At 68.7% G+C, this 22,691-nt stretch carries 17 protein-coding genes; 7 read left to right on the top strand and 10 right to left on the bottom strand.

The genetic code is table 11. The annotated features are described in order from the left end of the window. Positions 1-107 precede the first annotated feature (107 nt). Positions 108-1,694 carry a glycoside hydrolase family 68 protein gene (locus LGM56_RS06035; RefSeq protein ID WP_226203507.1) on the bottom strand — a complete coding sequence of 529 codons (1,587 nt, stop codon included), beginning with the start codon at positions 1,692-1,694 and terminating at the stop codon, positions 108-110. 187 nt (positions 1,695-1,881) lie between these two features. Between LGM56_RS06035 and LGM56_RS06030 the strand changes: the two genes are divergently transcribed. The 5 genes from LGM56_RS06030 to LGM56_RS06010 all read left to right on the top strand — a co-directional run bounded on the left by LGM56_RS06030 (position 1,882) and on the right by LGM56_RS06010 (position 7,042). Beyond that, positions 1,882-2,910 (top strand): substrate-binding domain-containing protein, encoded by a 1,029-nt coding sequence (locus LGM56_RS06030; RefSeq protein ID WP_226203505.1) that lies wholly within the window; start codon positions 1,882-1,884, stop codon positions 2,908-2,910. A 405-nt stretch (positions 2,911-3,315) separates the two neighbouring features. Continuing rightward, positions 3,316-4,002 carry a type 1 glutamine amidotransferase domain-containing protein gene (locus LGM56_RS06025; protein ID WP_226203503.1) on the top strand — a complete coding sequence of 229 codons (687 nt, stop codon included), beginning with the start codon at positions 3,316-3,318 and terminating at the stop codon, positions 4,000-4,002. A gap of 142 nt (positions 4,003-4,144) precedes the next feature. Next, on the top strand, positions 4,145-5,254 hold the full coding sequence (locus LGM56_RS06020; protein WP_166894375.1) for an NADH:flavin oxidoreductase/NADH oxidase: 1,110 nt from the start codon (positions 4,145-4,147) through the stop codon (positions 5,252-5,254). A 128-nt stretch (positions 5,255-5,382) separates the two neighbouring features. Next, the gene (locus LGM56_RS06015) at positions 5,383-6,453 is read left to right on the top strand and encodes an AI-2E family transporter (RefSeq protein ID WP_226203501.1); all 1,071 of its coding nucleotides are present in this window, start codon (positions 5,383-5,385) and stop codon (positions 6,451-6,453) included. A 214-nt stretch (positions 6,454-6,667) separates the two neighbouring features. Further along, positions 6,668-7,042: a hypothetical protein gene (locus LGM56_RS06010; protein ID WP_175239356.1), complete on the top strand. Its 375-nt coding sequence runs from the start codon at positions 6,668-6,670 to the stop codon at positions 7,040-7,042. Between the two features lie 27 nt (positions 7,043-7,069). Here the strand turns inward: LGM56_RS06010 and LGM56_RS06005 are convergent, their stop codons facing one another. After that, positions 7,070-7,864: an SDR family NAD(P)-dependent oxidoreductase gene (locus LGM56_RS06005; RefSeq protein WP_226203499.1), complete on the bottom strand. Its 795-nt coding sequence runs from the start codon at positions 7,862-7,864 to the stop codon at positions 7,070-7,072. 175 nt (positions 7,865-8,039) lie between these two features. On the opposite strand from LGM56_RS06005, the gene LGM56_RS06000 reads away from it, so the two are divergent. Continuing rightward, on the top strand, positions 8,040-8,885 hold the full coding sequence (locus LGM56_RS06000) for an AraC family transcriptional regulator (RefSeq protein WP_226203497.1): 846 nt from the start codon (positions 8,040-8,042) through the stop codon (positions 8,883-8,885). A gap of 10 nt (positions 8,886-8,895) precedes the next feature. On the opposite strand, the gene LGM56_RS05995 is transcribed toward LGM56_RS06000, so the two are convergent. From LGM56_RS05995 to LGM56_RS05965, 7 genes are all read right to left on the bottom strand, one after another. Next, positions 8,896-9,483: a LysE family translocator gene (locus LGM56_RS05995; protein WP_089442578.1), complete on the bottom strand. Its 588-nt coding sequence runs from the start codon at positions 9,481-9,483 to the stop codon at positions 8,896-8,898. Between the two features lie 104 nt (positions 9,484-9,587). After that, on the bottom strand, positions 9,588-11,027 hold the full coding sequence (locus tag LGM56_RS05990) for a heavy metal sensor histidine kinase (RefSeq protein WP_226203495.1): 1,440 nt from the start codon (positions 11,025-11,027) through the stop codon (positions 9,588-9,590). Next, on the bottom strand, positions 11,024-11,719 hold the full coding sequence (locus LGM56_RS05985; RefSeq protein WP_011355331.1) for a heavy metal response regulator transcription factor: 696 nt from the start codon (positions 11,717-11,719) through the stop codon (positions 11,024-11,026). Before LGM56_RS05985 ends, LGM56_RS05990 begins: the two co-directional genes overlap by 4 nt. Before the next feature lie 28 nt (positions 11,720-11,747). Continuing rightward, positions 11,748-13,268, bottom strand: a complete 1,521-nt coding sequence (locus tag LGM56_RS05980; protein WP_226204201.1) for an efflux transporter outer membrane subunit — start codon at positions 13,266-13,268, stop codon at positions 11,748-11,750. A gap of 5 nt (positions 13,269-13,273) precedes the next feature. Then, positions 13,274-14,503, bottom strand: a complete 1,230-nt coding sequence (locus LGM56_RS05975; protein ID WP_226203493.1) for an efflux RND transporter periplasmic adaptor subunit — start codon at positions 14,501-14,503, stop codon at positions 13,274-13,276. Positions 14,504-14,539: 36 nt separating this feature from the next. Further along, entirely contained in the window at positions 14,540-17,707 is a 3,168-nt protein-coding gene (locus LGM56_RS05970; protein WP_226203491.1) for an efflux RND transporter permease subunit, read from the bottom strand. Positions 17,708-17,935: 228 nt separating this feature from the next. Further along, complete coding sequence (locus tag LGM56_RS05965; protein WP_179254899.1) at positions 17,936-18,691, bottom strand: Crp/Fnr family transcriptional regulator; 756 nt, start codon at positions 18,689-18,691, stop codon at positions 17,936-17,938. Positions 18,692-18,859: 168 nt separating this feature from the next. Here LGM56_RS05965 and LGM56_RS05960 point away from each other — a divergent pair, with 168 nt between their 5' ends. Next, positions 18,860-20,515 carry an acyl-CoA synthetase gene (locus tag LGM56_RS05960; RefSeq protein ID WP_226203489.1) on the top strand — a complete coding sequence of 552 codons (1,656 nt, stop codon included), beginning with the start codon at positions 18,860-18,862 and terminating at the stop codon, positions 20,513-20,515. Positions 20,516-20,551: 36 nt separating this feature from the next. Here the strand turns inward: LGM56_RS05960 and LGM56_RS05955 are convergent, their stop codons facing one another. Beyond that, entirely contained in the window at positions 20,552-22,534 is a 1,983-nt protein-coding gene (locus LGM56_RS05955) for a methyl-accepting chemotaxis protein (protein WP_226203487.1), read from the bottom strand. Positions 22,535-22,691 lie beyond the last annotated feature (157 nt).

Raw genomic sequence — 22,691 nt, 5'->3', positions numbered from 1 at the left:
GCCGCTTTCAACGGCGGCGTGCGCGATGGATGGAAGAAAAAAGAGGAGGTGCGCACGCGACACGCGCGATACGCGCCTCCTTAACCCCGTGCCTTTACCGGCGTGCGTTATTGTTGGTTATCCTGATTGCCCTGGCTGTTGCCGCCGCCGGTCGCGGGCCGGTTCGCGGGAATATCGCCGTAGCCGCCGAGCCCGCCGCGTCCATAGGCGCGATCGACCGCCGTCGACGTGCCGTTGATGTTGACCTTCACCGTCGGCGCGAGCGTGCCGCCGCGGCGCGCGCCGATCGCATCGATGAACGACTCGACGAGCCCGCCCGGCATCACGTAGTGCGAATACGACTGGAATTCGCGCGGATTCTGGTTCGGATCCTGCGAATACGGCGCGCCGGCCGGCGCGGAGAAGTCCGTCGGGTTGCCGAGCACGAGGCCGCTGCCGCCGTTCAGCGGCAGGAAGTCGCTGCGGATGCCGTTGCCGACGAAGCCGTACACGCCGTCCGGCCCGTCGACGCCGGCCGCCATCGTCGTGCGGTGGCTGATCGTGAACAGGTAGTACTTGCCGTCCTTCAGGTAGATCTGCGGGCGCTCGGTCTGGTCGTCGACGCAGTTCGCCGACAGGATCGGCGGCAGGAACTTCCACTCGGTCAATTGCGGGTTCGTTGCGATCGCGAGGCCGACATTGGCCTTTTGATACACTGCGCCCGAATTCATCACCGCGTTGAGATCTTCCTTGTACGGATCGTTCGGCGCGTAGCCGAGATCCGCGTTGGTGCAGGTGCGTGCGCCGCGCGGGCCGCCCGTGTTGCCCTCGAAGACCATGTAGGTCTTGCCCGGGTGCGCGGGATCGGTGAACACGAACGGGTCACGGAACGAGAAGTAGGTGTTCTGCTGGCCGGACTGGTAGTAGTTGCCGTCCGGTTGCAGCAGCGCCTTGTGATCGTCGAAGCCGCTGAACCAGACGTGCGTGGCGTCGGCGTGGATATGGCCGTCGGCGCGCGTGATGATCGCCTGCGGCGGCGTGATGTCGGCGCCGCCGGGCGCCGAGCGGTTGAACGACGTCGCGGTGTAGTAGAGGCTGACGTTGTCACCGTGCGTGAGCCGCGCGGAGCCCGACCATTCGGCGTTGTTGGTCATCGGCGCGGTGCCGAACACCTTGGCGCTGGCGCCGTCCGGGAACAGGTGGCCGCCCCAGGTCCAGCCGCCGTTCGCGGGGCGCTGCGACGCGGGGATGCCCGCGCGACGGTAGAAGAAGCCGATGCGCGCATGGACGTGACGGTCGTCGAACGTGTAGCCCGCATGCGGATCGGCGGTGAGCGAGAAGATCACCTCCCAGCCCTTGTAGCTGAGCTGGTTCGCACGCAGGTCGGCCAGCGGCCACGTGTCCCACACCCACACGTTCGAGTTGATCAGCGGGAAATCCTGCGGGATGTCCGGCATCGTCAGCGCTTGCGGCAGCGAGTTCTTGTCGGCGCCGGCGGTATGCGACTGCGCGACGATCTGACGGATGTCCGCCCGCGTCCAGCGCATCGTGAAGTTGCCTTCGGGATCGTAGGCCTGCTGCGTATGGGGCGTGGGCAGGGGCGCGCCCGTGCCGCCGGACTGCGCATGCGCGACGGACGCGAAGGCGGCGAGTGCGCCGCCAGCGAGGAACAAGCGTTGGGCCGCCGTCGGGCGGAAAAAGGAAAAGTATGTCATCTCGTCGTCGTTTCCTGGGAAAGTGAAAGTGAACGGCTGAGTGGGCATCGATGTCCAAACCGGTTTGGATGCTATTTAAAACCGGTTTGGAACGCAAAAGATATTTATTTGACGGTAATCGTTACCAATTGGAAATAATTACCCGGTCGGCGCGTCCCGCACGTCGGGCGGCCGGGCGGATCGGCGAATGCGAGGAACGACGGTGAAGGTGAATCTGAAGGCGCTCTCGGACGCGCTCGGGCTGTCGCGGACGACGGTCAGCCGCGCGCTGAACGGTTACGACGACGTCAGCGAGGCGACGCGCGAGCGCGTGGCGCGGGCTGCGCGGGAAATGGGCTATGTGGCGGATCCGACCGCGCGCCGGCTCGCGACCGGGCGGGCGGACGTGATCGGGATCGTCTACCCGTTCGGCGCGGGCGATCTCGGCGATCCGCGTTTCGGCGAGGTCGTCGCGGGCATCACCGAGCGGCTCGCGGAACGCAACCTCGATTTCATCATCGCGTCGGCGCGACCGAACGCGGAACTGGACACCTATCGGCGCATCGTCGACGGCAAGCTTGTCGACGGGCTGATCGTCGCGCGCACACGGGTCGACGATCCGCGCATCGCGTACTTGCAAGCGAGCGCGTTTCCGTACGTGGCCTATGGCCGGACGCAGGTGGCCGAGCCATATGCGTGGTTCGATTTCGACAACGAGGCCGGCGCGCGGGACGCGGTGCGCCGGCTGACGGCGTTCGGGCACCGGCGCATTGCGATGATCAGCGCGCCGCTGGCGCTGAATTTCGCCGCGCAGCGCCGAGCAGGCTATCTGTCGGCCCTGCGCGAAGCCGGTGTCGAGCCGGATCCGGCGCTGATGGTCGAGTGTCCGTTTACGCACGACGGCGGGTGGCAGGCGGCGCGGGCGCTGCTCGCGCGCACCGAGCGGCCGACGGCGCTGCTGGTCGACAACAATATCGCGGGCGGCGGCGCGTTTCGGGCGCTCGTGGACAGCGGGCTGCGCCTGGGCGAGGACATGTCGCTGATCGTCTACGACGGCGTGCCGCCGAACCTCGCGCATCCGTATCGCGTGACGTCGGTCGTGCAGCCGACCGGCCACGCGTCGGGGCGCGCACTGGCGGAACTGATGCTGCGGCTGCTGGGCGACGGGGTTCGCGAGCAGCGGCTCGAAGCACCGGCGATCGAGGCGGGTGACACGGACGGCCCGTTGCGCGGCTAGCCGCGGCGGCGCAGGTGAGGGCGCGAGCGACGGCAGGTGCCGGCGGATCGCGCTCCACCGAAAAGGCCATGACGAAGGCAGGGGTTACTAGACGACCGGTCTAATCCGGGGCTATCATCCGTTCCCATGAATGCGACGACGTTCGCGGCGCAGGCAACGAAGACGCGAAAATGCCATTTGAATGCCATTTCGCGCTGCGATGCTGATGGTGCAGCGAGACGCCGTCGTTTCATTTCGAATTGTTCTAGACGACTGGTCTAATAGGCGCAAGCCGCATTCGGATACACGGGTCGCACGTTGACGCGTCACAGCTGACTAACCCACAGGCGTGCCGCGCCCACCAGCCGGATTTGCCGGTCGAGCGGCCCCGTTCCCGTCATCCATTTTTCGAAGGAGTGTCCGATCATGAAGATTCTGGTTGTCCTGACCTCGCACGACACGCTCGGCGACACCGGCAAGAAAACCGGCTTCTGGCTCGAGGAACTGGCCGCGCCGTACTACACGTTCAAGGATGCGGGCGTCGAGCTGACGCTCGCGTCGCCGAAGGGCGGCCAGCCGCCGCTCGATCCGAAAAGCAGTGACCCGACGGCCCAGACCGACGCGACGCGCCGCTTCGACGCCGATGCGGCGGCCAAGGCTGAACTCGCGTCGACGCGCAAGCTGGCCGACGTGTCCGTGGACGACTACGACGCCGTGTTCTACCCGGGCGGCCATGGCCCGCTGTGGGATCTCGCCGAGGATCTGCATTCGATCGGCCTGATCGAGCGCGCGCTGGCGACCGGCAAGCCGGTCGCGGCCGTGTGCCACGCGCCGGGCGTGCTGCGTCACGTGAAGAACCCGCAGACCGGCGAATCGGTCGTGCGCGGCAAGCGTGTGACGGGCTTCACCAACAGCGAGGAAGCGGCCGTCGAACTGACGGAAGTCGTGCCGTTCCTCGTCGAGGACATGCTGAAGACCAACGGCGCGGAGTTCGAGCGCAGCGCCGACTGGGCGCCGCATGTCGTCACCGACGGGCTGCTGATCACGGGGCAGAACCCCGCGTCGTCGGAGCCTGCCGCCGAGGCGCTGCTCGCGCAGCTCGGCCGCCGTTGAGCCATGGGCGCCGGCCCGGCTGGCGCCATCCCGTATCCGTCGCCGGGCGCAGGCCGGCCCGTCGACGGCCTGAATCGATCCGTCGTGCACGTTGCATGACGCGTTTCCCGTCGTTTTGCAGAACCAAGCAAAGGAGCCGTGGATGTCTGCCCTGTTCGAACCGTTCAAACTCAAGGATGTCACGCTGCGCAACCGCATCGCGGTGCCGCCGATGTGCCAGTACGTCGCCGAGGACGGCGTCGTCAACGACTGGCATCACGTGCATCTGGCCGGCATCGCGCGCGGCGGTGCGGGCCTCGTGATCGCCGAGGCGACGGCCGTGTCGCCGGAAGGGCGCATCACGCCGGGCTGCGCGGGGCTGTGGAACGATGCGCAGGCCGAAGCGTTCGCGCCGTCGGTCGCGGCGATCAAGGCGGCCGGCGCGGTGCCCGGCATCCAGATCGCGCACGCGGGCCGCAAGGCGAGCGCGAACCGTCCGTGGGAAGGCGACGACCATATCGCCGACGGCGATCCGCGCGGCTGGCAAACCATCGCGCCGTCGGCCGTGCCGTTCGGCGCGCATCTGCCGAAGACGCCGCGCGCGATGACGCGCGACGACATCGCACGCGTGCAGGCCGACTTCGTTGCGTCGGCGAAGCGCGCGCGCGACCTGGGCTTCGAGTGGCTCGAGCTGCACTTCGCGCACGGCTATCTCGGCCAGAGCTTCTTCTCGGTGCATGCGAACCAGCGTGACGACGAATACGGCGGCTCGGCCGAGAACCGCGGCCGCTTCCTCGTCGAGACGCTGGCGGCCGTGCGCAAGGTGTGGCCGGAGCATCTGCCGCTGACCGCGCGCTTCGGCGTGATCGAGTACGACGGCCGCGACGAGGAGACGCTCGCCGAGTCGATCGCGCTCACGCAGCGGCTGAAGCGGGAAGGGCTCGACATGCTGAGCGTGTCGATCGGTTTCTCGACGCCCGACGCGCAGATCCCGTGGGGCCCGGCGTTCCTCGCGCCGATCGCCGAGCGCGTGCGTCGCGAGGCCGGGCTGCCGGTGTCGTCCGCGTGGGGGATCGACACGCCGCAACTGGCGAACCGCGTGGTGGCGGAGGAGCAGCTCGATCTCGTGATGGTCGGCCGCGCGCATCTGGCCGACCCGCACTGGCCGTACTACGCGGCCAAGCAACTTGGCGTCGAGCGTCCGTCGTGGACGCTGCCCGCGCCGTACGCACACTGGCTCGAGCGTTACCGGAGCGCCGACAAGGTGGCCTGAGCGGGCGGGATGTCGGGGCGGCGCGCGCATCCCATGCGCCGCCGATCCGGCGCCGATGGATAGAATGGCGGTTCGCGCAGGCCGGTTGCCTGCGCGAACCGCCATTTTTTCTTTTCGACAGAGGTGCCATGGCCGCACATGTCCCGTCGTCTCCCGAGCCCGCCGTACGGCCGCGCACGCAGCAGGTTTCCCGCGCCGTGCTGGTTGCGGCGCTGCTGGTCATCGCGCTGTGGGTGATCCGCGATTTCATTCCCGCCATCGCGTGGGCCTGCGTGATCGCCATCGCGATGTGGCCGATGCTGAAGCGCTTCGAATCGCACCGGCTGTTCCGCAACCGCCCGACGCTCACCGCGGTCGTCATCACGGCGGCGATCTCGTTGCTGGTCGTGCTGCCGGTGGCCGTCGCGGCGACCCAGGCGATCGGCCAGGTGCATGACCTGCGCGAGTGGCTGCGCACGATCCAGGAAAACGGCATCCCGGTGCCGGACGTGGTCGCGAGGCTGCCTTACGGCGCGGCGCAGATCACCGAATGGTGGCAGGCCAACCTCGCCCATCCGCTGCATGCGGCCACCGCGATGCACGGCGTCAACAGCGAGAAATTCCTCGCGTTCGGCCGGCAGTTCGGCACGAAGCTCGCGCACGCGCTGCTCGAATTCGGCTTCATGCTCGTCACGCTGTTCGTGATCCTGCGCGCCGGCCACAAGCTGTCGGGGGCATTGCTGCAGGGCGCGCGGCGCGCGTTCGGGCGCAGCGGCGCGGAGCTGATCGAGCGGATGGTCGCGGCCGTGTTCGGCACGGTGACGGGGCTCGTCGTCGTCGGGCTCGGCGAGGGCGCGCTGCTCGGTATCGCGTATGCGCTGGCCGGTGTCCCGCATGCGGCGCTGCTCGGCCTCGTCACGGCCATCGCCGCGATGCTGCCGTTCTGCGCGCCCGTCGTGTTCTGCGGCGCGGCACTCTGGCTGTTCGTGCAGGGCGCGACCATGTGGGCCATCGTGGTGGCCGTGCTCGGGTTCGTCGTCGTGTTCGTCGCCGAGCACTTCGTGCGGCCGGTGCTGATCGGCAGTTCCGCGCGGCTGCCGTTCCTGCTCGTGCTGTTCGGCATCCTCGGCGGCGCCGAGACGTTCGGCCTGATCGGGCTGTTCGTCGGCCCCGCGCTGATGACGGTGCTGACGATGCTGTGGGCCGAGTGGATTGCGTGACGATGTGCGCCGGGGCGGCGGCATGAAGCGCCGGTACCGATGCGTGTTCAAGCGCGCATCGGCCGCCGCGACGGGCGCCGATCAGCCGGGTGCCGGAGCATGCAATGCAAGGATTCGGATAAAGATCTCTACATTTCTTTTCGATCCGGACCCAAAGGTCGAGTAGCATGGCGCTTTCGATCACGCCGGCATGGCGCAGCAGATTTCACCAAGCATGCGATTGATTTCGATGTCCCGTCCCGCAGCGACGCTGTCGCTGGCCGCCAGCTGCCTGATGTTGCACGGTTGCGCGTGGTTCGACGCGTGGCTGCCATTCTCGTATTCGCGCACGCCGCTCGCGAGGGCCGCGTCGCGGCACGGCGCGACGCGCGCCGATGTCGTCCGGGCCGCCGGCAATCCGCGCAGCGTGTGGATGGTCCGCAACGGCAACGGCGTCTGCTACAACTACTTCATCGAGCACGGCAACGATCACCGCGAGTATTTCGTCGTGTTCGACCGGGCCGGCGTCGTCACGCAATCCGGCTTCGATTCCTGCATGAACGCCGACCGCAAGGGCACGCTCCAGCCGGGCAAGGCCGCGTCGCGCTAGCGCGGCGGCGGCCTTGCCCGCCTGCCGTCAGGCGATCGTGTCGACCACGCCGCCGTCCACCCGCAACGCGGCGCCCGTCGTCGCCGACGCGAGCGGCGAGCACACGTAGACGACCAGGTTCGCGACTTCCTCCGGCGTCGCCGGGCGCTGGATGATCGAGCTCGAGCGGTGGTTGCGCACGAAATCCACGGCCACGTCCTCGACGCTGCGGCCGGTTTCGTCGGCCGTTTCCTTCAGCAGCGCCCGCACGCCGTCCGACATCGTCGGCCCCGGCAGCACCGAGTTGACCGTCACGTTCGTGCCGGCCGCGAGTTTCGCGAGGCCACGGGCGATCGACAGCTGCGCGGTTTTCGTGAAACCGTAGTGAATCATGTCGACCGGGATGTTCAGGCCGGATTCCGACGAAATGAACACGACGCGCCCGGCGTTGCGTTCGATCATCCCCTTCAGGTAATGCCGCGCGAGGCGCACGCCGGACATCACGTTCATCTGGAAGTAATGTTCCCATTCGGCGTCGTCGATGTCGAAGAACGCCTTCAGGCCGTAGATGCCCGCGTTGTTGACGAGGATGTCGGCCGCGCTCGTGTGCTGCGTGACGCGCGCAACGCCGGCGGCATCGGACAGGTCGGCCGCGACGCCGTCGAAGTCCGCATCCGGGAGGGTGGCGCGCAGGTGCTTGAGCGCGGACTGCACCGACGCATCGCTGCGGCCGTTGACGACGACGCGCGCGCCGGCGCGCGCGAGCCCTTCGGCGATCGCGAGCCCGATGCCGGCGGTGGAGGCGGTGACGACCGCGGTCTTGCCTTTCAGATCGATATGCATGTGCGTGACGGGAGAGGAATGAACGGAATCGCTGCGAGTGCCGCGGCGGACGGAATTCAAAGCTTAGGCGAAACGGCGCGATCCGGTATTGAAGCTGCAATCCGCCGCTCCGGTTGCGCGGCGCCGCACAGTCTTGTACGGTGAGCGTTCGCCATCCGAACCGGGAGCCCGCCGCGTGAGCCGTACCGCCAACCGATCCGTCGTCCCGTCGCCGTTCTGGCGTGACGCCGCGCTGCCGTTCATCGAGGCGCGCACCGTCGACGACGGCCGCACGATCTGTTACGCGAAGCACACGCATGACACGTTTTCGGTGGGGGCGATCATCGGCGGCACGAGCACCTACGTGAACGGCGCGACGAACGCGCACGTCGGGCGCGGCGTGCTCGTGATCATCGATCCGGAACAGGTGCATGCGTGCAATCCGTATGGCCCCGACGCATGGGCGTACCGGATGGTCTATGTCGACGTGCCGTGGCTCGCGCGGCTTCAACATTCGCTGGGCCGCGATCCGAACGGCGATTTTCACGGCTTTTCGCAGAAATTGACGGAGCGGCACGACCTGTTCGCGCAATTTGGCGGCTTCTACCGCACGCTCGTCACATCCGGCGTCGATCCCCTCGGCAAGGAGAGCGCGGCGGTCGAGTTCTTCACGGCGCTGCACGGCGCGCTCGATCGCGACCTGCCCGGCCCGCGCGCCGGGGACGACAACGCCCGGCTCGCGCGCGCGGCCGACTACATCGCCGCGCATTGCCGCGAGGGCGTCACGCTCGATGCGATCTGCGCGGCGGCCGATCTGTCGCCGTCATACCTGATCCGCGCGTTCAACGCCCGCTACGGGATGACGCCGCATGCGTTCCTGATCGATCGTCGCGTGCAGTACGGCCGCACGGAGCTGCGCCGCGGCCGGCCGATCGCCGACGTCGCGCTGGACGCGGGCTTCGCCGACCAGGCGCATTTCCAGCGCGCGTTCCGGCGGATCGCGGCGGCGACGCCCGGGCAATACCGCAGCGCGACGAACTGAACGGCACGCGCTACACGTCGAGCAGGAACAGGGCGCTGCCCGCGAGCAGCAGCGCCATCAGCCGGTTGAACACGCGCATGTGCCGCGCGTTCGCCAGCCGGTGCCGCAGCGACGCGCCCGCATACGACCAGCACGCGATCGACGCGAAACAGATCACCAGATACAGCGCGGCGAACTGCCAGACCTGCGTGCGGTCGCCATCGGCCGCATACGCGCCCATCGCGGCCACGCACGCGAGCCACGCCTTCGGATTCAGCCACTGCATCGCCGCGCCGGCGGCCGCGGACGGGCCGGCCACGTCCGGGTCGGCCGACAGCCGGCCGTCGTCGAGCGCGAGCCGCAGCGCCATATACAGCAGGAACGCGATCCCCGACCACTGCGTGGCGGTCGTCAGCACCGGCCAGCGCGCGAGCGCCGCGTGCAGCCCGAGGCCGATCAGCAGGAACAGCGCGACGAAGCCGAGCGTCGCGCCGGCCGCATAGCGCAGGCTCGCGCCGAGGCCGTGGCGGGCGCCGGCACTGAGCGCGACGATGTTGACGGGGCCGGGGGTGATCGACGAGGCGAGCGCGAACGCGGCCATCGAAACCAGCATGCTCATTGGGTGTCTCCATGCGAAAGGTCGAAAGTCGCATCGAGACTACGGACGCCGCACGGGCCCGTATTGAAGAAAACTGCCCTCGTCAGGCGGCCGCGCGGCCGCCGTCAGTGCAGCGCGCTCGGCGCGTGCGCCGGCCGGGTCTCGTGGCGGTCGGCCGGGGGCAGCGGGCCGCCGGCGCAGGGTTTCGTCGATACCGAGAAGCCGAACGTGTTGATGCCGCCCGAGCACGCGACGAATACGCTGCCGCCGTGCATCTCGGCGACGGCCTTGACGATCGACAGCCCGAGCCCGTGGTTCTCCTTGCTGTTCGCGCGCGCTTCCTCGAGCCGGTAGAAGCGCTCGAACACGTGCGAGCGCCGGGCGGGGTCGATCGGCTCGCCGGGGTTCGCGACGGACATTTCGACGAGCGTGTCACGGCGCACGATCGTCACGCTGACCGTCGCGCCGGGCGCCGAATGCTGGATCGCGTTGATCAGCAGGTTCGTCATCGCGCGGCGGAACAGCGACGGATCGACGGCCGCGCGCGCATCGCCATGCAGCTCGGCGCGCAACTGCGCTTCGTCCAGCGGGATTTCGAGGAAGTCGAGCATGCGCCGCACTTCGTCGGCGAGCGACACGTCCTTCAGGTCGGTCGCGCGTTCGCCGCGGTCGCTGCGCGACAGGAACAGCATGTCGTTGATGATCACGCGCAGCCGCTCGAATTCCTCGAGGTTCGACTGCAGCGTCCGCTCCATCCGCTCGACCGTGCGGTCGCGGCTCGTCAGCGCGACCTGGGTCTGGCCGATCAGGATGCTGATCGGCGTGCGCAGCTCGTGCGCGACGTCCGCGTTGAACGCCTCGAGCCGCGCGTAGGTTTGCTGGATGCGGTCGAGCGCACCGTTGAACGATGTGGCGAGGTCGCGCAGCTCGGGCGGCAGCGCGTTGGTCTGCAGCCGCTGGCGGCGGTTCGCGAGGCTGATTGCCGAGGCGTCCTGCGACAGCCGGTCGAGCGGCGCGAGCCCGAAGCGGGCCACCGCGCGGCTCAGCAGCAACGTGATGATCGTCGCGATCGTGATCAGCCCGGCAAGCGTCCAGCCGAAGCGGCGCAGCATCCGCTGCGTGCGCTCGCACGAGCTGGCGACGATCAGCTTCAGCGGCGGCCGCTCGCCGTTACCGGCCACCGTGACGGTCTTCGTCATCACGTCGTAGGTGCTGTGGTTCAGCGCGTAGCGCTGGAACGCGCCGAACGGCGCGCCGACGGGCATGCCGTCGACGGGCGTGCCGAAGCGGAAATCCGGGTTCGGGCTGTCGACCTGGTAGTGCGTGGAGCCGTCGGGCGGTTCGAGGTCGGCGAGCTTTTCCTGCATGAGGCGCCCGCGCATGGCCGTGGTCGCATGCGACACGATCATCTCGGCCACCTTGGTGCGCGTGTCGAGCGTCGCGCGCAGCTCGGCGAACAGCTGGCGCTCCATCATCACGAACAGCCCGCAGCCCACCAGCGTGAACACGAGCAGCGACACGATGCCGAACATCGCCGACAGCCGCAGGACGATCGAGCGTTTCATGCGGGCCTCTCGGTGTCGCCGTCCTCACGCGCCTCGAGGACGTAGCCCATGCCGCGGATCGTGTGCAGCAGCTTGTCCGTGAACGGGCCGTCGAGTTTCGCGCGCAGGCGCTTGATTGCCGTTTCGACGACGTTCGCGTTGCTGTCGAAGTTCACGTCCCACACGAGTTCGGCGATGGTCGTCTTCGACAGCACTTCGCCGCTGCGCCGCGCGAGCACGCCGAGCAGCTGGAATTCCTGCGCGGTCAGGTCGAGCCGCGTGCCGTCGCGGGTCGCGCGGCGGCCGATCAGGTCGACGCGCAGGTCGCCGATCGAGATCAGCGTCGATTCCTGCACGCGCGCGCGGCGCGTCAGCGCGCGCAGCCGCTCGATCAGCTCGAGGAACGAGAACGGCTTGGTCAGGTAGTCGTCGGCGCCGCCGCGCAAGCCCCGCACGCGGTCGTCGACGCGGTCGCGCGCGGTCAGCATGATGACGGGCGTCTGCTTCTGCGCGCGCAGTGCACGCAGCACGCCGAAGCCGTCCAGCTTCGGCAGCATCACGTCGAGCACGACCACGTCGTAGTCGAATTCGACGGCTTTCCACGCGCCGTCCTCGCCGTCGAGCGCGGTGTCGACGACCCAGCCTTCCTCGGTCAGGCCGCTCTTCAGGTATTCAACGACTTTCGGTTCGTCTTCGACGATCAGGACTTTCATGTTCGAATCCGTTGTCCGGGTAATCCGGTTAAGGGCTCGGGTGCGCCGGGGCCGGGGCTGGCACCGGCGCCGCTGTGGCGACCTCGGCCGGCGCGGGGCCGCCCGCGGCTTGGCCATCCCAGCCGCCGCCCAGCGCCTTCGCGAGAAACACGACGAGCGCCGCGCGCTGGCCCTGGATCTGCACGGCCTGCCGCTCGCTCGTCAGCAATTGCTGCTGGGCCGTCAGCACGTCGATGAACGGCGTCAGGCCGCCCGCGTAGCGATCCTGCGCGAGCGACACGAGCTTGCGCGCGTCGTCGACGGCCGCGGCGGCCTGCTGCGCGGCGTCGGCGAGCACCGATAGCCCCGTGACCGCATTCTGCACCTCCTGGAACGCGGTGAGTACGGTCTGCCGGTAGCTGGCCTGCGCGGCGACATAGCCGGCCTGCGCGAAATCGACGCCGGCTTTCAGCTTGCCGCCTTCGAACAGCGGCTGGCTGAGCGACCCGCCGACCGACCACAGCAACGCCGGCACGGCGAACAGGCCGGCGAAGCGCGTCGCGTCCCAGCCGATATCGGGCGACAGCGTGATGCGCGGGAAATACGCGGCGCGCGCGACGCCGATCTGCGCATTCGCGGCGGCCATCGCGCGCTCGGCCGACGCGACGTCGGGGCGCCGCTGCAGTACGTCGCTCGGCAGGCCGGTCGGCAGCGCCGGCGCGTTGATCGGCACGACGCGCGGCGCGATCGAGAAGGCGGGGGCCGGCGTGCCGACCAGCGTCGCGATCGCGGTTTCGACCTGCACGCGCTGCTGGAGCAGCAACTGCGCCTGCGTGCGCGTCGCGTCGAGCTGCGCGCGCTGCTGCAGCAGGTCGAGGCCCGACACCGCACCGAGGTCGTGGCGCGCGCTCACGTAGTCGAGCGCCTTCTGCTGCAGGTCGATCGAGCGCTTGACGACGTCGATCTCGGTGTCGAATTCGCGCAGCGCGAAATAGCTCGACGCGAGATTGGCGGTCAGCACCAGGCGCGCGTTCGCGAAATCGTCGCCGGCCTGCTCGGTGGTCGCCTGCGCCGATTCGACGCTGCGCCGCACGCGGCCGAACAGGTCGAGTTCGTAGCTGACGGCCGCGCCGACCTGGATCTCGTTCTGCACGGTCGACATGCTTTTCGTCGCGTAATTGGTTTGAGGCCGGTCGGCGGAGATCTTGAAGCGCTGGCCGCTCGCGTTCAGGCCGACGGCCGGATACTGCGCCGAGGCGACCGACGCGAGCGTCGCCTTCGCCTGGTCGTAGCGCGCGGCGACGGCTTTCAGGTTCTGGTTGTTGCGCAGCGCGTCGGCTTCCAGCGCATCGAGCTGCGGATCGCCGAACGCGGTCCACCATGCCGGGTCGAGCGGCGCGCGGGCCGGCGCGGCCGGATGCCAGTACGCATCCGCCGGGTCGAGCCGCCACGCGGCCGGCGTGTCGACGTCGGGCCGCCTGTAATCGGGGCCGACCGTGCAGCCGGCGAGCGCGGCGGCGAGCGCAACCGACGTGATGGAGACGGCGGCGGGCCGCCGGCGGACGCGCAGCGCGATCACGACTTCGCCTCCGCGGCGCCGGAGGCCGGCTTCGCGGCCGGCGCCGTGACGATCACCGGGTCGCCGTTCGCGAGCGCGTCGCTCGGGTTCGTGACGAGGCGGTCGTTCGGCGTGAGCGGGCCGTCGACCTCGAGCGTCTGCCCGATCGTGCGCACGACCGTCACCTGCTTCAGCCGCACCCGGCCGTTCGCATCGACGGTGGCGACCGTCGGGCCCTCGGCGCGGAACAGCAACGTATTGGCCGGCACCTGCAGGCGGCCGACCGGCGTCATCGGCAGCGTCGCCTGCACGTACGCGCCGGGCAGCAGCTTGCCGTCCGGGTTCGGCAGCGTGATCTCGATCTGCAGCGAGCGCGTCGCGACGTCGATCGCCTCCGACGTGCGCGTGACCGTCCCGTCGAAGGTCCGGCCCGGCAGCTCGGCCTGCGCGACGCTCACGTGCTGGCCGACCTTCACCTGCTGCGCGTACGCCTGCGGCACCTGCACGTAGAGGCGCAGCCGGTCGGCCTGCACGACCGTGAACAGCGAGCGGCCCGCGTTGCCGGAACTGACGAGATCGCCGACGTCGACGTTGCGCTGCGTGACGATCCCGTCGATCGGCGCGGCGATCCGCTGGAAGCCTTTCAGCTCGGTGAGGCGGCGCATGTTCGCATCGGCCGCGGCGAGGTTCGCGGTGCCCTGGTTGAACGCGCCTTGCCGGTCGTCAAGTTCCTGCTGCGAGACGGCATCGCGCTGGCGCAATTGCTGCGCGCGGTCGAACGACGTCTTTGCGAGCGCGAGTGCGGCTTGCGCCTGCTGGCGCTGCGCGGTGGCCTGCGCGAGTTCCTGGTTCAGCTCGGGCGTGTCGAGTTCGGCGAGCGTCTGGCCCTGCTTCACGTGCGCGCCGATGTCGGCCTGCCAGCGCAGCACGTAGCCGCTTGCGCGGGCATAGATCGGCGCCTCGACGAAACCGCGCAGCGTGCCGGGCAGCGTCAGCTTGCCGCCGGTGGCCGCATCGACCGGATGCGCGACGGTCACGTACTGGCGCGTGTTCTGCTCGGCGACCGCGTCGAGCCGGTTGTGGTTCAGCACGTTGACGACGACCGTGCGCGCCGCGCCGGCGGCCAGCAGCACGCCGATCACGATCAGGACGATTTTCCCGCGTCGCGACACCGACGACCGTGTCGGCAGGTGCATGCCGTGTTCGTCCACCTGGATGCCGACGGCGCTGTGATGTTTCTCTTCCATGAATTCAACCAAATCAACCGGGTAGTGGGACGAAAGTCAGTGGCCGGCCTGGCGCGCACGCCGGCGGGCCAGCCGCGCATGCACGCCGCCGAACACCAGCGGCACGAACAGCAGGGTCGACACGGTCGCGAACAGCAGCCCGCCGATCACCGCGCGGCCGAGCGGCGCATTCTGCTCGGCGCCTTCGCCGAGGCCGAGCGCCATCGGCACCATCCCGATGATCATCGCGAGCGCCGTCATCAGCACCGGCCGGATCCGTGTCGCGCCGGCTTCCAGCGCGGCCGTGAGCGGCGGCGCGCCGTCCGCGAGGCGCTGGCGCGCGAACGACACGACCAGGATGCTGTTCGCGGTCGCGACGCCCACCGTCATGATCGCGCCCGTCAGCGCGGGCACGCTCAGGTGCGTGCCGGTGATGAACAGCATCCAGACGATGCCGGCGAGCGCGGCCGGCATCGCGCTGATGATGATCAGCGGGTCGAGCCACGACTGGAAATTGACGACGATCAGCAGGTAGACCAGCACGATCGCCATCGCGACGCCCGCGCCGAGGCCGATATACGACGTGCGCATCGTCTCGATCTGGCCGCGCATCGTCAGCTCGGTGCCGCGCGGCAGCGTCGCGCGCGCACCGGACACGATGCGGTCGATCTCGCCGGCCACCGCGCCGAGGTCGCGGCCTTCGACGCTCACGTACACGTCGATCGCCGGGCGGATGTTGTAGTGCGTGATCACGGCCGGATTCGCGGTGCTGCGCACCTGCACGAGGTTGCCGAGCAGTTGCAGCGGCATGCCCGTGCGGCCGCTCGCCGAGATCGGCGTGCCGAGCAGGTCGTCGACCGATGAAATGTTGTATTGCGGGGTCTGGATCTGCAGCGGGTACTGGACCCCGGTGCGCGGGTTGATCCAGAACGACGGCGTGGTCTGAGAACTGCCGGACAGCGAGATCAGCATGTTCTGCGCGACGTTCTGCGCGGAGAGATTGAGCTGCTGCATGCGCGTACGGTCCATGTCGGCCAGCAGGGTCGGTTCGTCGTTACGTTGCAGCACGTGCACGTCGACGGCGCCGGGGATTTGCCTGATCTTTTTCATCAGGCTGCTCGCGATAGTCATGTTACTCGCGAGATCGTTGCCGAGCACCTGCAGGTCGATCGCGGCCGGTTGGCCGAAGTTGAGGATCTGCGTGATGATGTCCGACGGCTGGAAGAAGAACTCGACGCCCGGGAAGCGCTCGGGCAGTATTTTGCGCAGCGCCTGCACGTAGTGCTGGGTCGCGCGGTGGCCGGGCTTCAGCGCGATCAGCAGTTCGCCGTCGAGCGTGCCGATCGTGCCCGCGTTGCTGTACGACAGGTTGATGCCGCTCACCGGCAGGCCGAGGTTGTCGACGAGCGCGCCGAGTTCGTCGGGCGGCACGGTCTCGCGGATCACACGCTCGACCTGATCGGCGAGGCGCGCGGTTTCCTCGATCCGGTAGCCGGTCGGCGCGCGCATGTGCAGCCGGATGTTGCCGGAATCCGCATTCGGGAAGAAGTCGCGGCCGAGCACGAACACGAGGCCCGTCGACAGCACGCAGAAGCCGAGGAAGCACATCGCGTAGAAGCGGCGGCGCACCAGCAGGATGCTGAGCAGCACGATGTACCACGCCCGCAGCCGCTCGAACGCCGCGTTGAACGCGTGATGGATGCGCGCGAAGCGCGACGTCGCATGGTCGGCGCCGGTGCCCGCTTGCTGCGGGCGAAACAGCAGCATCGCGAGCGTCGGCACCAGCGTGCGCGACAGCACGTACGACGCGAGCATCGCGAACACGACCGCTTCCGCGAGCGGCACGAACAGGAAGCGCGCGACGCCCGTCAGGAAGAACATCGGCACGAACACGATGCAGATGCACAGCGTCGACACGAACGCGGGCACCGCGATCTCGCCCGCGCCTTCGAGGATCGCGTCGTGCAGGTTGGTACCGAGATGCAGGTGCCGCTCGATGTTCTCGATCGTGACGGTCGCATCGTCCACCAGGATCCCGACCGCGAGCGCGAGCCCGCCGAGCGTCATGATGTTGATGGTCTCGCCGAGCGCGGACAGCGCGATCAGCGACGTGAAGATCGACAGTGGAATCGAGATCGCGATGATCAGCGTGCTGCGCCAGTTGCCGAGGAACAGCAGGATCATCATCGCGGTCAGCACGGCGGCGATCAGCGCCTCGTGAATCACGCCCTGGACGGCCGCGTTGACGAACACCGACTGGTCGAACAGCGGCGTGATCGTGAGCCCTTCGGGCAGCGTCGGGATCACCTTCGGCAGCAGCGCCTTCAGGTCCGACACGACCTTGAGCGTCGACGCATCGCCGCTTTTCAGGATCGAGATGAGCACGCCGCGCTGGCCGTTCTGGCGCACGACGTTGGTCTGCGGCGCGAAGCCGTCTCGCACCGACGCCACCTCGCGCAGGTAGGTCGTCGCGCCGTTGATGGTCTGGACCGGCAGGCTGCTGATGTCGGCGACGGTGTCGGCCGACGCGTTCGTGTCGATCCGGTATTCGGTCTGGCCCATCTTCGCGGTGCCGGTCGGCAGCACGAGGTTCTGCGCGTTGACCGCGTTGACGATGTCGGCGGGCGTGAGCCCCTTCGCCTGCAGCGCCTGCGGATCGAGGTCGATGGCGACCACGCGCGTGCGGCCGCCGTACGGGAACGGGATCTGCACGCCCGGCACCGTGATCAGCTGCGGGCGCAGGAAGTTGAGCGCGATGTCGGCGAGCGACTGTTCGCTGAGCGTCTTGCTCGACAGCCCGAGCTGGATCACCGGGATGCTCGACGCCGAATAGGTGATCACGAGCGGCGGCGTCGCGCCCTGCGGCATCTGCCGTACGATCGCCTGCGCGGACGAGACCGTCTGCGCGATCGCCGTCTGCACGTTCGCGCCCGGCTGCAGGAACACCTTCACGACCGCGATGCCGGGCAACGACGTCGATTCGACGTGCTGGATGTTGTTGACGGTCGTCGTCAGGATCCGCTCATGCACGGACGTGATGCGGTTCGTCATCTCGGTCGCGGAGAAGCCGCTGTAATTCCAGATGACGCTGATCACGGGAATGTTGATCGCGGGCAGCACGTCGACCGGCGTGCGCATCAGCGCAAGCGGGGTGGCCAGCACGATCATGATGGCCATCACGATGAACGTGTAGGGGCGCTTGAGCGCGAGATTGACGATCCACATGGAGGCGGCGGGACGGGCGGTGATCAGGCGTGGGTAAAGGGCACCCGAATGATAGGCGTCGGCGTGGAACGGGTTACTGTCGCGAAACTGGCGGAATTGTCAGGTGGGGGCGGGGCGGCCGATTGCCGATTCAGCTGAGGAAACGCCGCGCGGCGCGATGGCCGGAAAACGGCTGCGATACCGGATGGGCGTGCTGCTTCGATGGCGATTCCGTTCATCGGCGCGCGCTCAGATCTGCTCCATCCCGACGCGCGCGAGCGCCCCGAGATCGACGACGTCGATCTGGTTGTACGCGAGCCGCAGCGCGCCGAGCTTCTCGAGCTGCTGCAGCGCCTGGTTGATGCGCTGTCGCGATACGCCGACGAGCATCCCCAGTTCCTCCTGCGAGATCGACAGCGACGGGCCGGTGTCCGGGTACAGGTCGGGGTTGAAGAGTTGCGCGAGCGCCTGCGCGACGCGCGCATCGACATCCAGCAGCCGGCTGTTCTGGATCGACGCGATGAACTCGCCCATCCGGTTGTTCAACTGGTGGATCACGAAGCGCGTGAACGGCAGGCTCGTGTCGAGCAGCGCATGGAACGTGTCGACCGGCACGAACAGCACGGTCGAGCGCTGGATCGCGACGACCTCGTACTTGCGCAGCTCGCGCTTGATCACGCTGCCTTCGCCGAACCAGCCGCCCGACGGCACGCCGGAGAACGTGCAGCCGCGCCCCGACGCATTGAAGATCGCGAGCTTCAGCAGCCCGCGGTGCACGCCGATCCAGTATTCGGATGGCGCGAGCCGATGCGCGATCACGTCGCCGGCCTCGCAGTGCTCGACGCGCGACTGCGCGAGCACTAGCGCCTGGTGCTCGGGCGCGAGCGTGCGGAACCACGCGCACTGGCCGAACAGCGTGGCCAGCGCCGGCAGCGGGCCCGGTTCGGGCAGCGCGTCGGCGGGATGAGCGGGCGCGTCGGGCGGGGCAACGAGAGGGTCGTGCATGGGTGCGGGTTTGCGAGGATAGGGATAACGCGCAGCGCGTGAAAGGCACTCTGTCGTTTCGATGACAGACGGCTCACAATAGCGCCCGTTAGGCTGTCGGCAATTGAACCACATCAAAACGATCCGGGGTGGATGGGCCCCGGTCGACAGGACACGGGAGACAGGATCATGACGCAGATGTTCGAGGCCGGACTCGGCCGCCGCGACGCGAATTACGTGCCGCTCACCCCGATCGACTTCCTGGTCAGGACGGCCGAAGTCTACGGCGAGCGCCTCGCGATCGTGCACGGCGACGTGCGGCGCACCTGGGGCGAGACCTACACGCGCGCGAAGCAACTGGCGAGCGCGCTCGCGCGGCTCGGCGTCGAACGTGGCGACACGGTCGCGGCGATGCTGCCGAACATTCCGGCGATGGTCGAGGCGCACTTCGGCGTGCCGATGGCCGGCGCGGTGCTGAACACGATCAACACGCGGCTCGACGTGTCGTCGGTGCTGTTCATGCTGCGTCATGGCGAGGCGAAGGTGCTGATCGTCGACACCGAATACGCGGAGTTCGCGCATCGCGCGGCGCTCGAGGTGCCGGGCCTGAAAATCGTCAGCGTGGCCGACGCGATGCCGGCCGACCCCGCGCGTTTCGCGGGCGCGACCGACTACGAGGCGCTCGTCGCGAGCGGCGACGCCGGCTACGCGTGGACGCCGCCCGCCGACGAATGGGAGGCGATCGCGCTGAACTACACGTCCGGCACGACCGGCGACCCGAAGGGCGTCGTCTACCACCATCGCGGCGCGTATCTCGCGGCGGTCAGCAACCTCCTCGAATGGGACATGCCGAAGCACGCCGTCTACCTGTGGACGCTGCCGATGTTCCACTGCAACGGCTGGTGCTTCCCGTGGGCCGTCGCGGCGCGCGCGGGCGTGAACGTCTGCCTGCGCAAGTTCGATGCGAAGACGGTGTTCGACCTGATCCGCCGCGAACGCATCACGCACTATTGCGGCGCGCCGATCGTGCAGAGCGCGATCGCGAACGCTCCGGCCGAATTCCGTGAAGGCATCGATCACACGGTGCACGCGATGGTCGCGGGCGCGGCGCCCGCGCCGGCCGTGATCGCGAAGATGAAGGAGATCGGCTTCGACCTGCTGCACGTGTACGGGCTGACCGAGGTCTACGGCCCGGCGACCGTGTGCGCGAAGCAGTCGCACTGGGAGACACTGAGCGACGACGAGCGTGCGCGGCTCAATGCGCGCCAGGGCGTGCGCTATCACCTGGAAGCGGGCGCGACGGTGCTCGATCCCGACACGATGGCGCCGGTGCCGGCCGACGGCGAGACGCTCGGCGAGATCATGTTCCGCGGCAACATCTGCATGAAGGGCTACCTGAAGAACCCGAAGGCGACCGACGACGCGTTCCACGGCGGCTGGTTCCATACCGGCGATCTCGCGGTGCTGATGCCGGACGGCTATATCCGGATCAAGGATCGCAAGAAGGACATCATCATCTCGGGCGGCGAGAACATCTCGAGCATCGAGGTCGAGGATGCGCTGTACCGGCACCCCGCGGTGGCGGTCGCGGCCGTCGTCGCGATGCCCGACCCGAAGTGGGGCGAGGTGCCGTGCGCGTTCGTCGAGCTGCGCGAAGGCGCGAGCGTGACCGAGGCGGAGATCGTCGCGCATTGCAAGGCGCTGCTGGCGGGCTTCAAGGTGCCGAAGGCCGTGCGGTTCGGCGAACTGCCGAAAACATCGACCGGCAAGATCCAGAAGTTCCAGCTGCGCAACGCGGTGGGATCGGACAAGGCGATCGATCTGGCGGGCGACGACAAGAAGTAGGCGATGGGCCGGCCGTCGCCGGCCATCCGTGCTTCGTCACGCACTCCGCTCGAGCCGGAACACGCTGACCGCGTCCGACAGGTGAGCGGCCTGGTCGCGCAGCGCGACGGCCGCGCGTTCGGCATCCGAGATCAGCATCGCGTTCTGCTGCGTCGCGTCGCCGATCTGCGTGACGGCCAGGTTCACCTGCTCGATACCGGTCGACTGTTCGCGCGACGCGGCGCTGATCTCGCCGATCAGCGTGCTGACCTGGTCGACGCGCGCGACGATGTCGCGCATCGTGCCGCGTGCGGCCTCCGCGATCCGGTAGCCCTGTTCGACGGTCGTCGACGATTCGGCGCTCAGTGCGTCGATCTCCTTGACCGCGGCCGCGCTGCGCTGCGCGAGTGCGCGCACCTCGGCCGCGACCACCGCGAAGCCCTTGCCGTGTTCGCCCGCGCGCGCGGCCTCGACGGCCGCGTTCAGCGCGAGGATGTTGGTCTGGAACGCGATGCCTTCGATCGCGCCCGTGATCTCGGCGATCCGGCGCGTCGCGCGGCCGATGTCGTCCATCGTCGCGACCACGCGCTGCACCGCGGCGTCGCCGTTCGTCGCGGCGGCCGACGCGTCCGCGACCAGCGCATTGGCTTGCGCCGCGTGCTCGGCACTCTGCTGCACGGCGGCGGTGATCTGTTCCATGCTGGCGGCCGTCTGTTCGACGCTGCTCGCCTGCGTCGCGATCCGCGCGGCGATGTCGCTGCTGCCGGCGGCAATGTCGACCGTGCCGCGCGCGATGTCGGCGGAGCTGTTGCGCACCTGCGCGACGATCCGCGCGAGGCCGTCGCCGATCCCGTCGACCGCCTGCACGAGCCGGCCGATCTCGTCGTCGCCCGCCTGGCCGCGCGTGGCCGCGCCATCCCGGATGCGCACGCTGAGATCGCCCGCCGCATAGCGTTCGGAGGCCCGTGCCGCCGCATCGAGCGGCCGGCTCACGACGCGGCGTACCACGATGACGAACAGCGTCGCGAACGCCGCGACGAGCACGGCGCCGATCATCAGGAAGCGGTTGCGGGTGGCGCGCATGGTGGCGAGCAGTTCGTCGTCGAGCGCGATGCCGCCGACGAGCCATTGCCACTGCGGAATCGTCGTGAACGACACGAATTTCGCGGTCGGGCCGCCGTCGTGCGCGGCCGGGTCGGTCGACGTGTACGCGAGCCGCCCCTGGCCGGTTGCGAGCATCTGCGCGTACGGCGCGCGCGTGTCGTCGGCACGTTGGCCGTCGGCATCCGGGTGCACGACGAAGGTGCCGCGCGACGGGCCCTGCGACGCATCGATCACGAAGTAGTAGCCGTTGTCGCCGATCTTCAGCGAGCGGATGCCGTCCTCGACGAGCTTGAGTTCGGCGCCGATGTCGAGGCCGACGAACAGCGCGCCGATCACGCGGCCGGTCGCATCGGTCACCGGCTTGTACTGCGTGATGTACGGCCGGCCGAACAGCTTCGCGAGGCCCGTGTAGCTGCGTCCGGCGACGAGCGGTGCGTACGCGGGGCCGGCACGGTCGAGTTTCGTCCCGACGGCACGCGCGCCGTCCTGCTTCTTCAGCGACGTCGTGATGCGCACGAAATCGTCGCCGTCGCGCGCGAAGATCGTCGCGATCGCGCCGCTTTTCTTCAGGAACTGGTCGGGAATCGAATAGTCGAGGTCGAGCGGCTGGCCGCCCGCGAGCAGGGTCGGCGCGGCGACGCCGCCGATGTCGACGGTGCGCGCCGGGTCGAGCGAGAAATCGGGCGGCAGGAAGCTCGCGAACAGCGACATCGAGCGGTTCGCTTCGGCCGACAGCGCCTTGTCGAACAGGTCGACCATCGCGCGGATCGACTGTTCCTTGTCGACGATCCGCATGTGTGCTTCTTCAGCCAGCTGCTGGCCGGCGAAATGAGCGAGTGTCCACGCGAACACGGTAAACAGCACGGCGACGAGTGCGCACGCCAGCGCCGCGAGACGCGCGCCGACGCTCACCCGGCCCAATTGAGTCAATCTCATGGAACATCCTGAGTGGGGAGGGAGAGGGGGCGGAACGCACGCGTCACCGCTAGTCGACTGGTTAATACGGCAACTTCGGCGAAATCTTTAGCAGCGCGTCGTCGATGGCGGCGCCGGCAAGTGCGGCCATCGCGCGGGTGGACGACGGGAAGCGGGG

This window comes from Burkholderia sp. AU38729, from assembly GCF_020419725.1.
Taxonomy (GTDB): Bacteria; Pseudomonadota; Gammaproteobacteria; order Burkholderiales; family Burkholderiaceae; genus Burkholderia.
Note: the sequence above shows the minus strand (reverse complement) of the source record. Positions and strands in the feature narration are given on the sequence as shown.

Coding starts and splice junctions, on each gene's coding strand:
- LGM56_RS06010 (WP_175239356.1), top strand. CDS start 6,668: ATGCGATTGATTTCGATGTCCCGTCCCGCAGCGACGCTGTCGCTGGCC.
- LGM56_RS06035 (WP_226203507.1), bottom strand. CDS start 1,694: ATGACATACTTTTCCTTTTTCCGCCCGACGGCGGCCCAACGCTTGTTC.
- LGM56_RS06020 (WP_166894375.1), top strand. CDS start 4,145: ATGTCTGCCCTGTTCGAACCGTTCAAACTCAAGGATGTCACGCTGCGC.
- LGM56_RS06005 (WP_226203499.1), bottom strand. CDS start 7,864: ATGCATATCGATCTGAAAGGCAAGACCGCGGTCGTCACCGCCTCCACC.
- LGM56_RS06015 (WP_226203501.1), top strand. CDS start 5,383: ATGGCCGCACATGTCCCGTCGTCTCCCGAGCCCGCCGTACGGCCGCGC.
- LGM56_RS05955 (WP_226203487.1), bottom strand. CDS start 22,534: ATGAGATTGACTCAATTGGGCCGGGTGAGCGTCGGCGCGCGTCTCGCG.
- LGM56_RS06025 (WP_226203503.1), top strand. CDS start 3,316: ATGAAGATTCTGGTTGTCCTGACCTCGCACGACACGCTCGGCGACACC.
- LGM56_RS05985 (WP_011355331.1), bottom strand. CDS start 11,719: ATGAAAGTCCTGATCGTCGAAGACGAACCGAAAGTCGTTGAATACCTG.
- LGM56_RS05970 (WP_226203491.1), bottom strand. CDS start 17,707: ATGTGGATCGTCAATCTCGCGCTCAAGCGCCCCTACACGTTCATCGTG.
- LGM56_RS05995 (WP_089442578.1), bottom strand. CDS start 9,483: ATGAGCATGCTGGTTTCGATGGCCGCGTTCGCGCTCGCCTCGTCGATC.
- LGM56_RS05990 (WP_226203495.1), bottom strand. CDS start 11,027: ATGAAACGCTCGATCGTCCTGCGGCTGTCGGCGATGTTCGGCATCGTG.
- LGM56_RS05960 (WP_226203489.1), top strand. CDS start 18,860: ATGACGCAGATGTTCGAGGCCGGACTCGGCCGCCGCGACGCGAATTAC.
- LGM56_RS05975 (WP_226203493.1), bottom strand. CDS start 14,503: ATGGAAGAGAAACATCACAGCGCCGTCGGCATCCAGGTGGACGAACAC.
- LGM56_RS05965 (WP_179254899.1), bottom strand. CDS start 18,691: ATGCACGACCCTCTCGTTGCCCCGCCCGACGCGCCCGCTCATCCCGCC.
- LGM56_RS06030 (WP_226203505.1), top strand. CDS start 1,882: ATGCGAGGAACGACGGTGAAGGTGAATCTGAAGGCGCTCTCGGACGCG.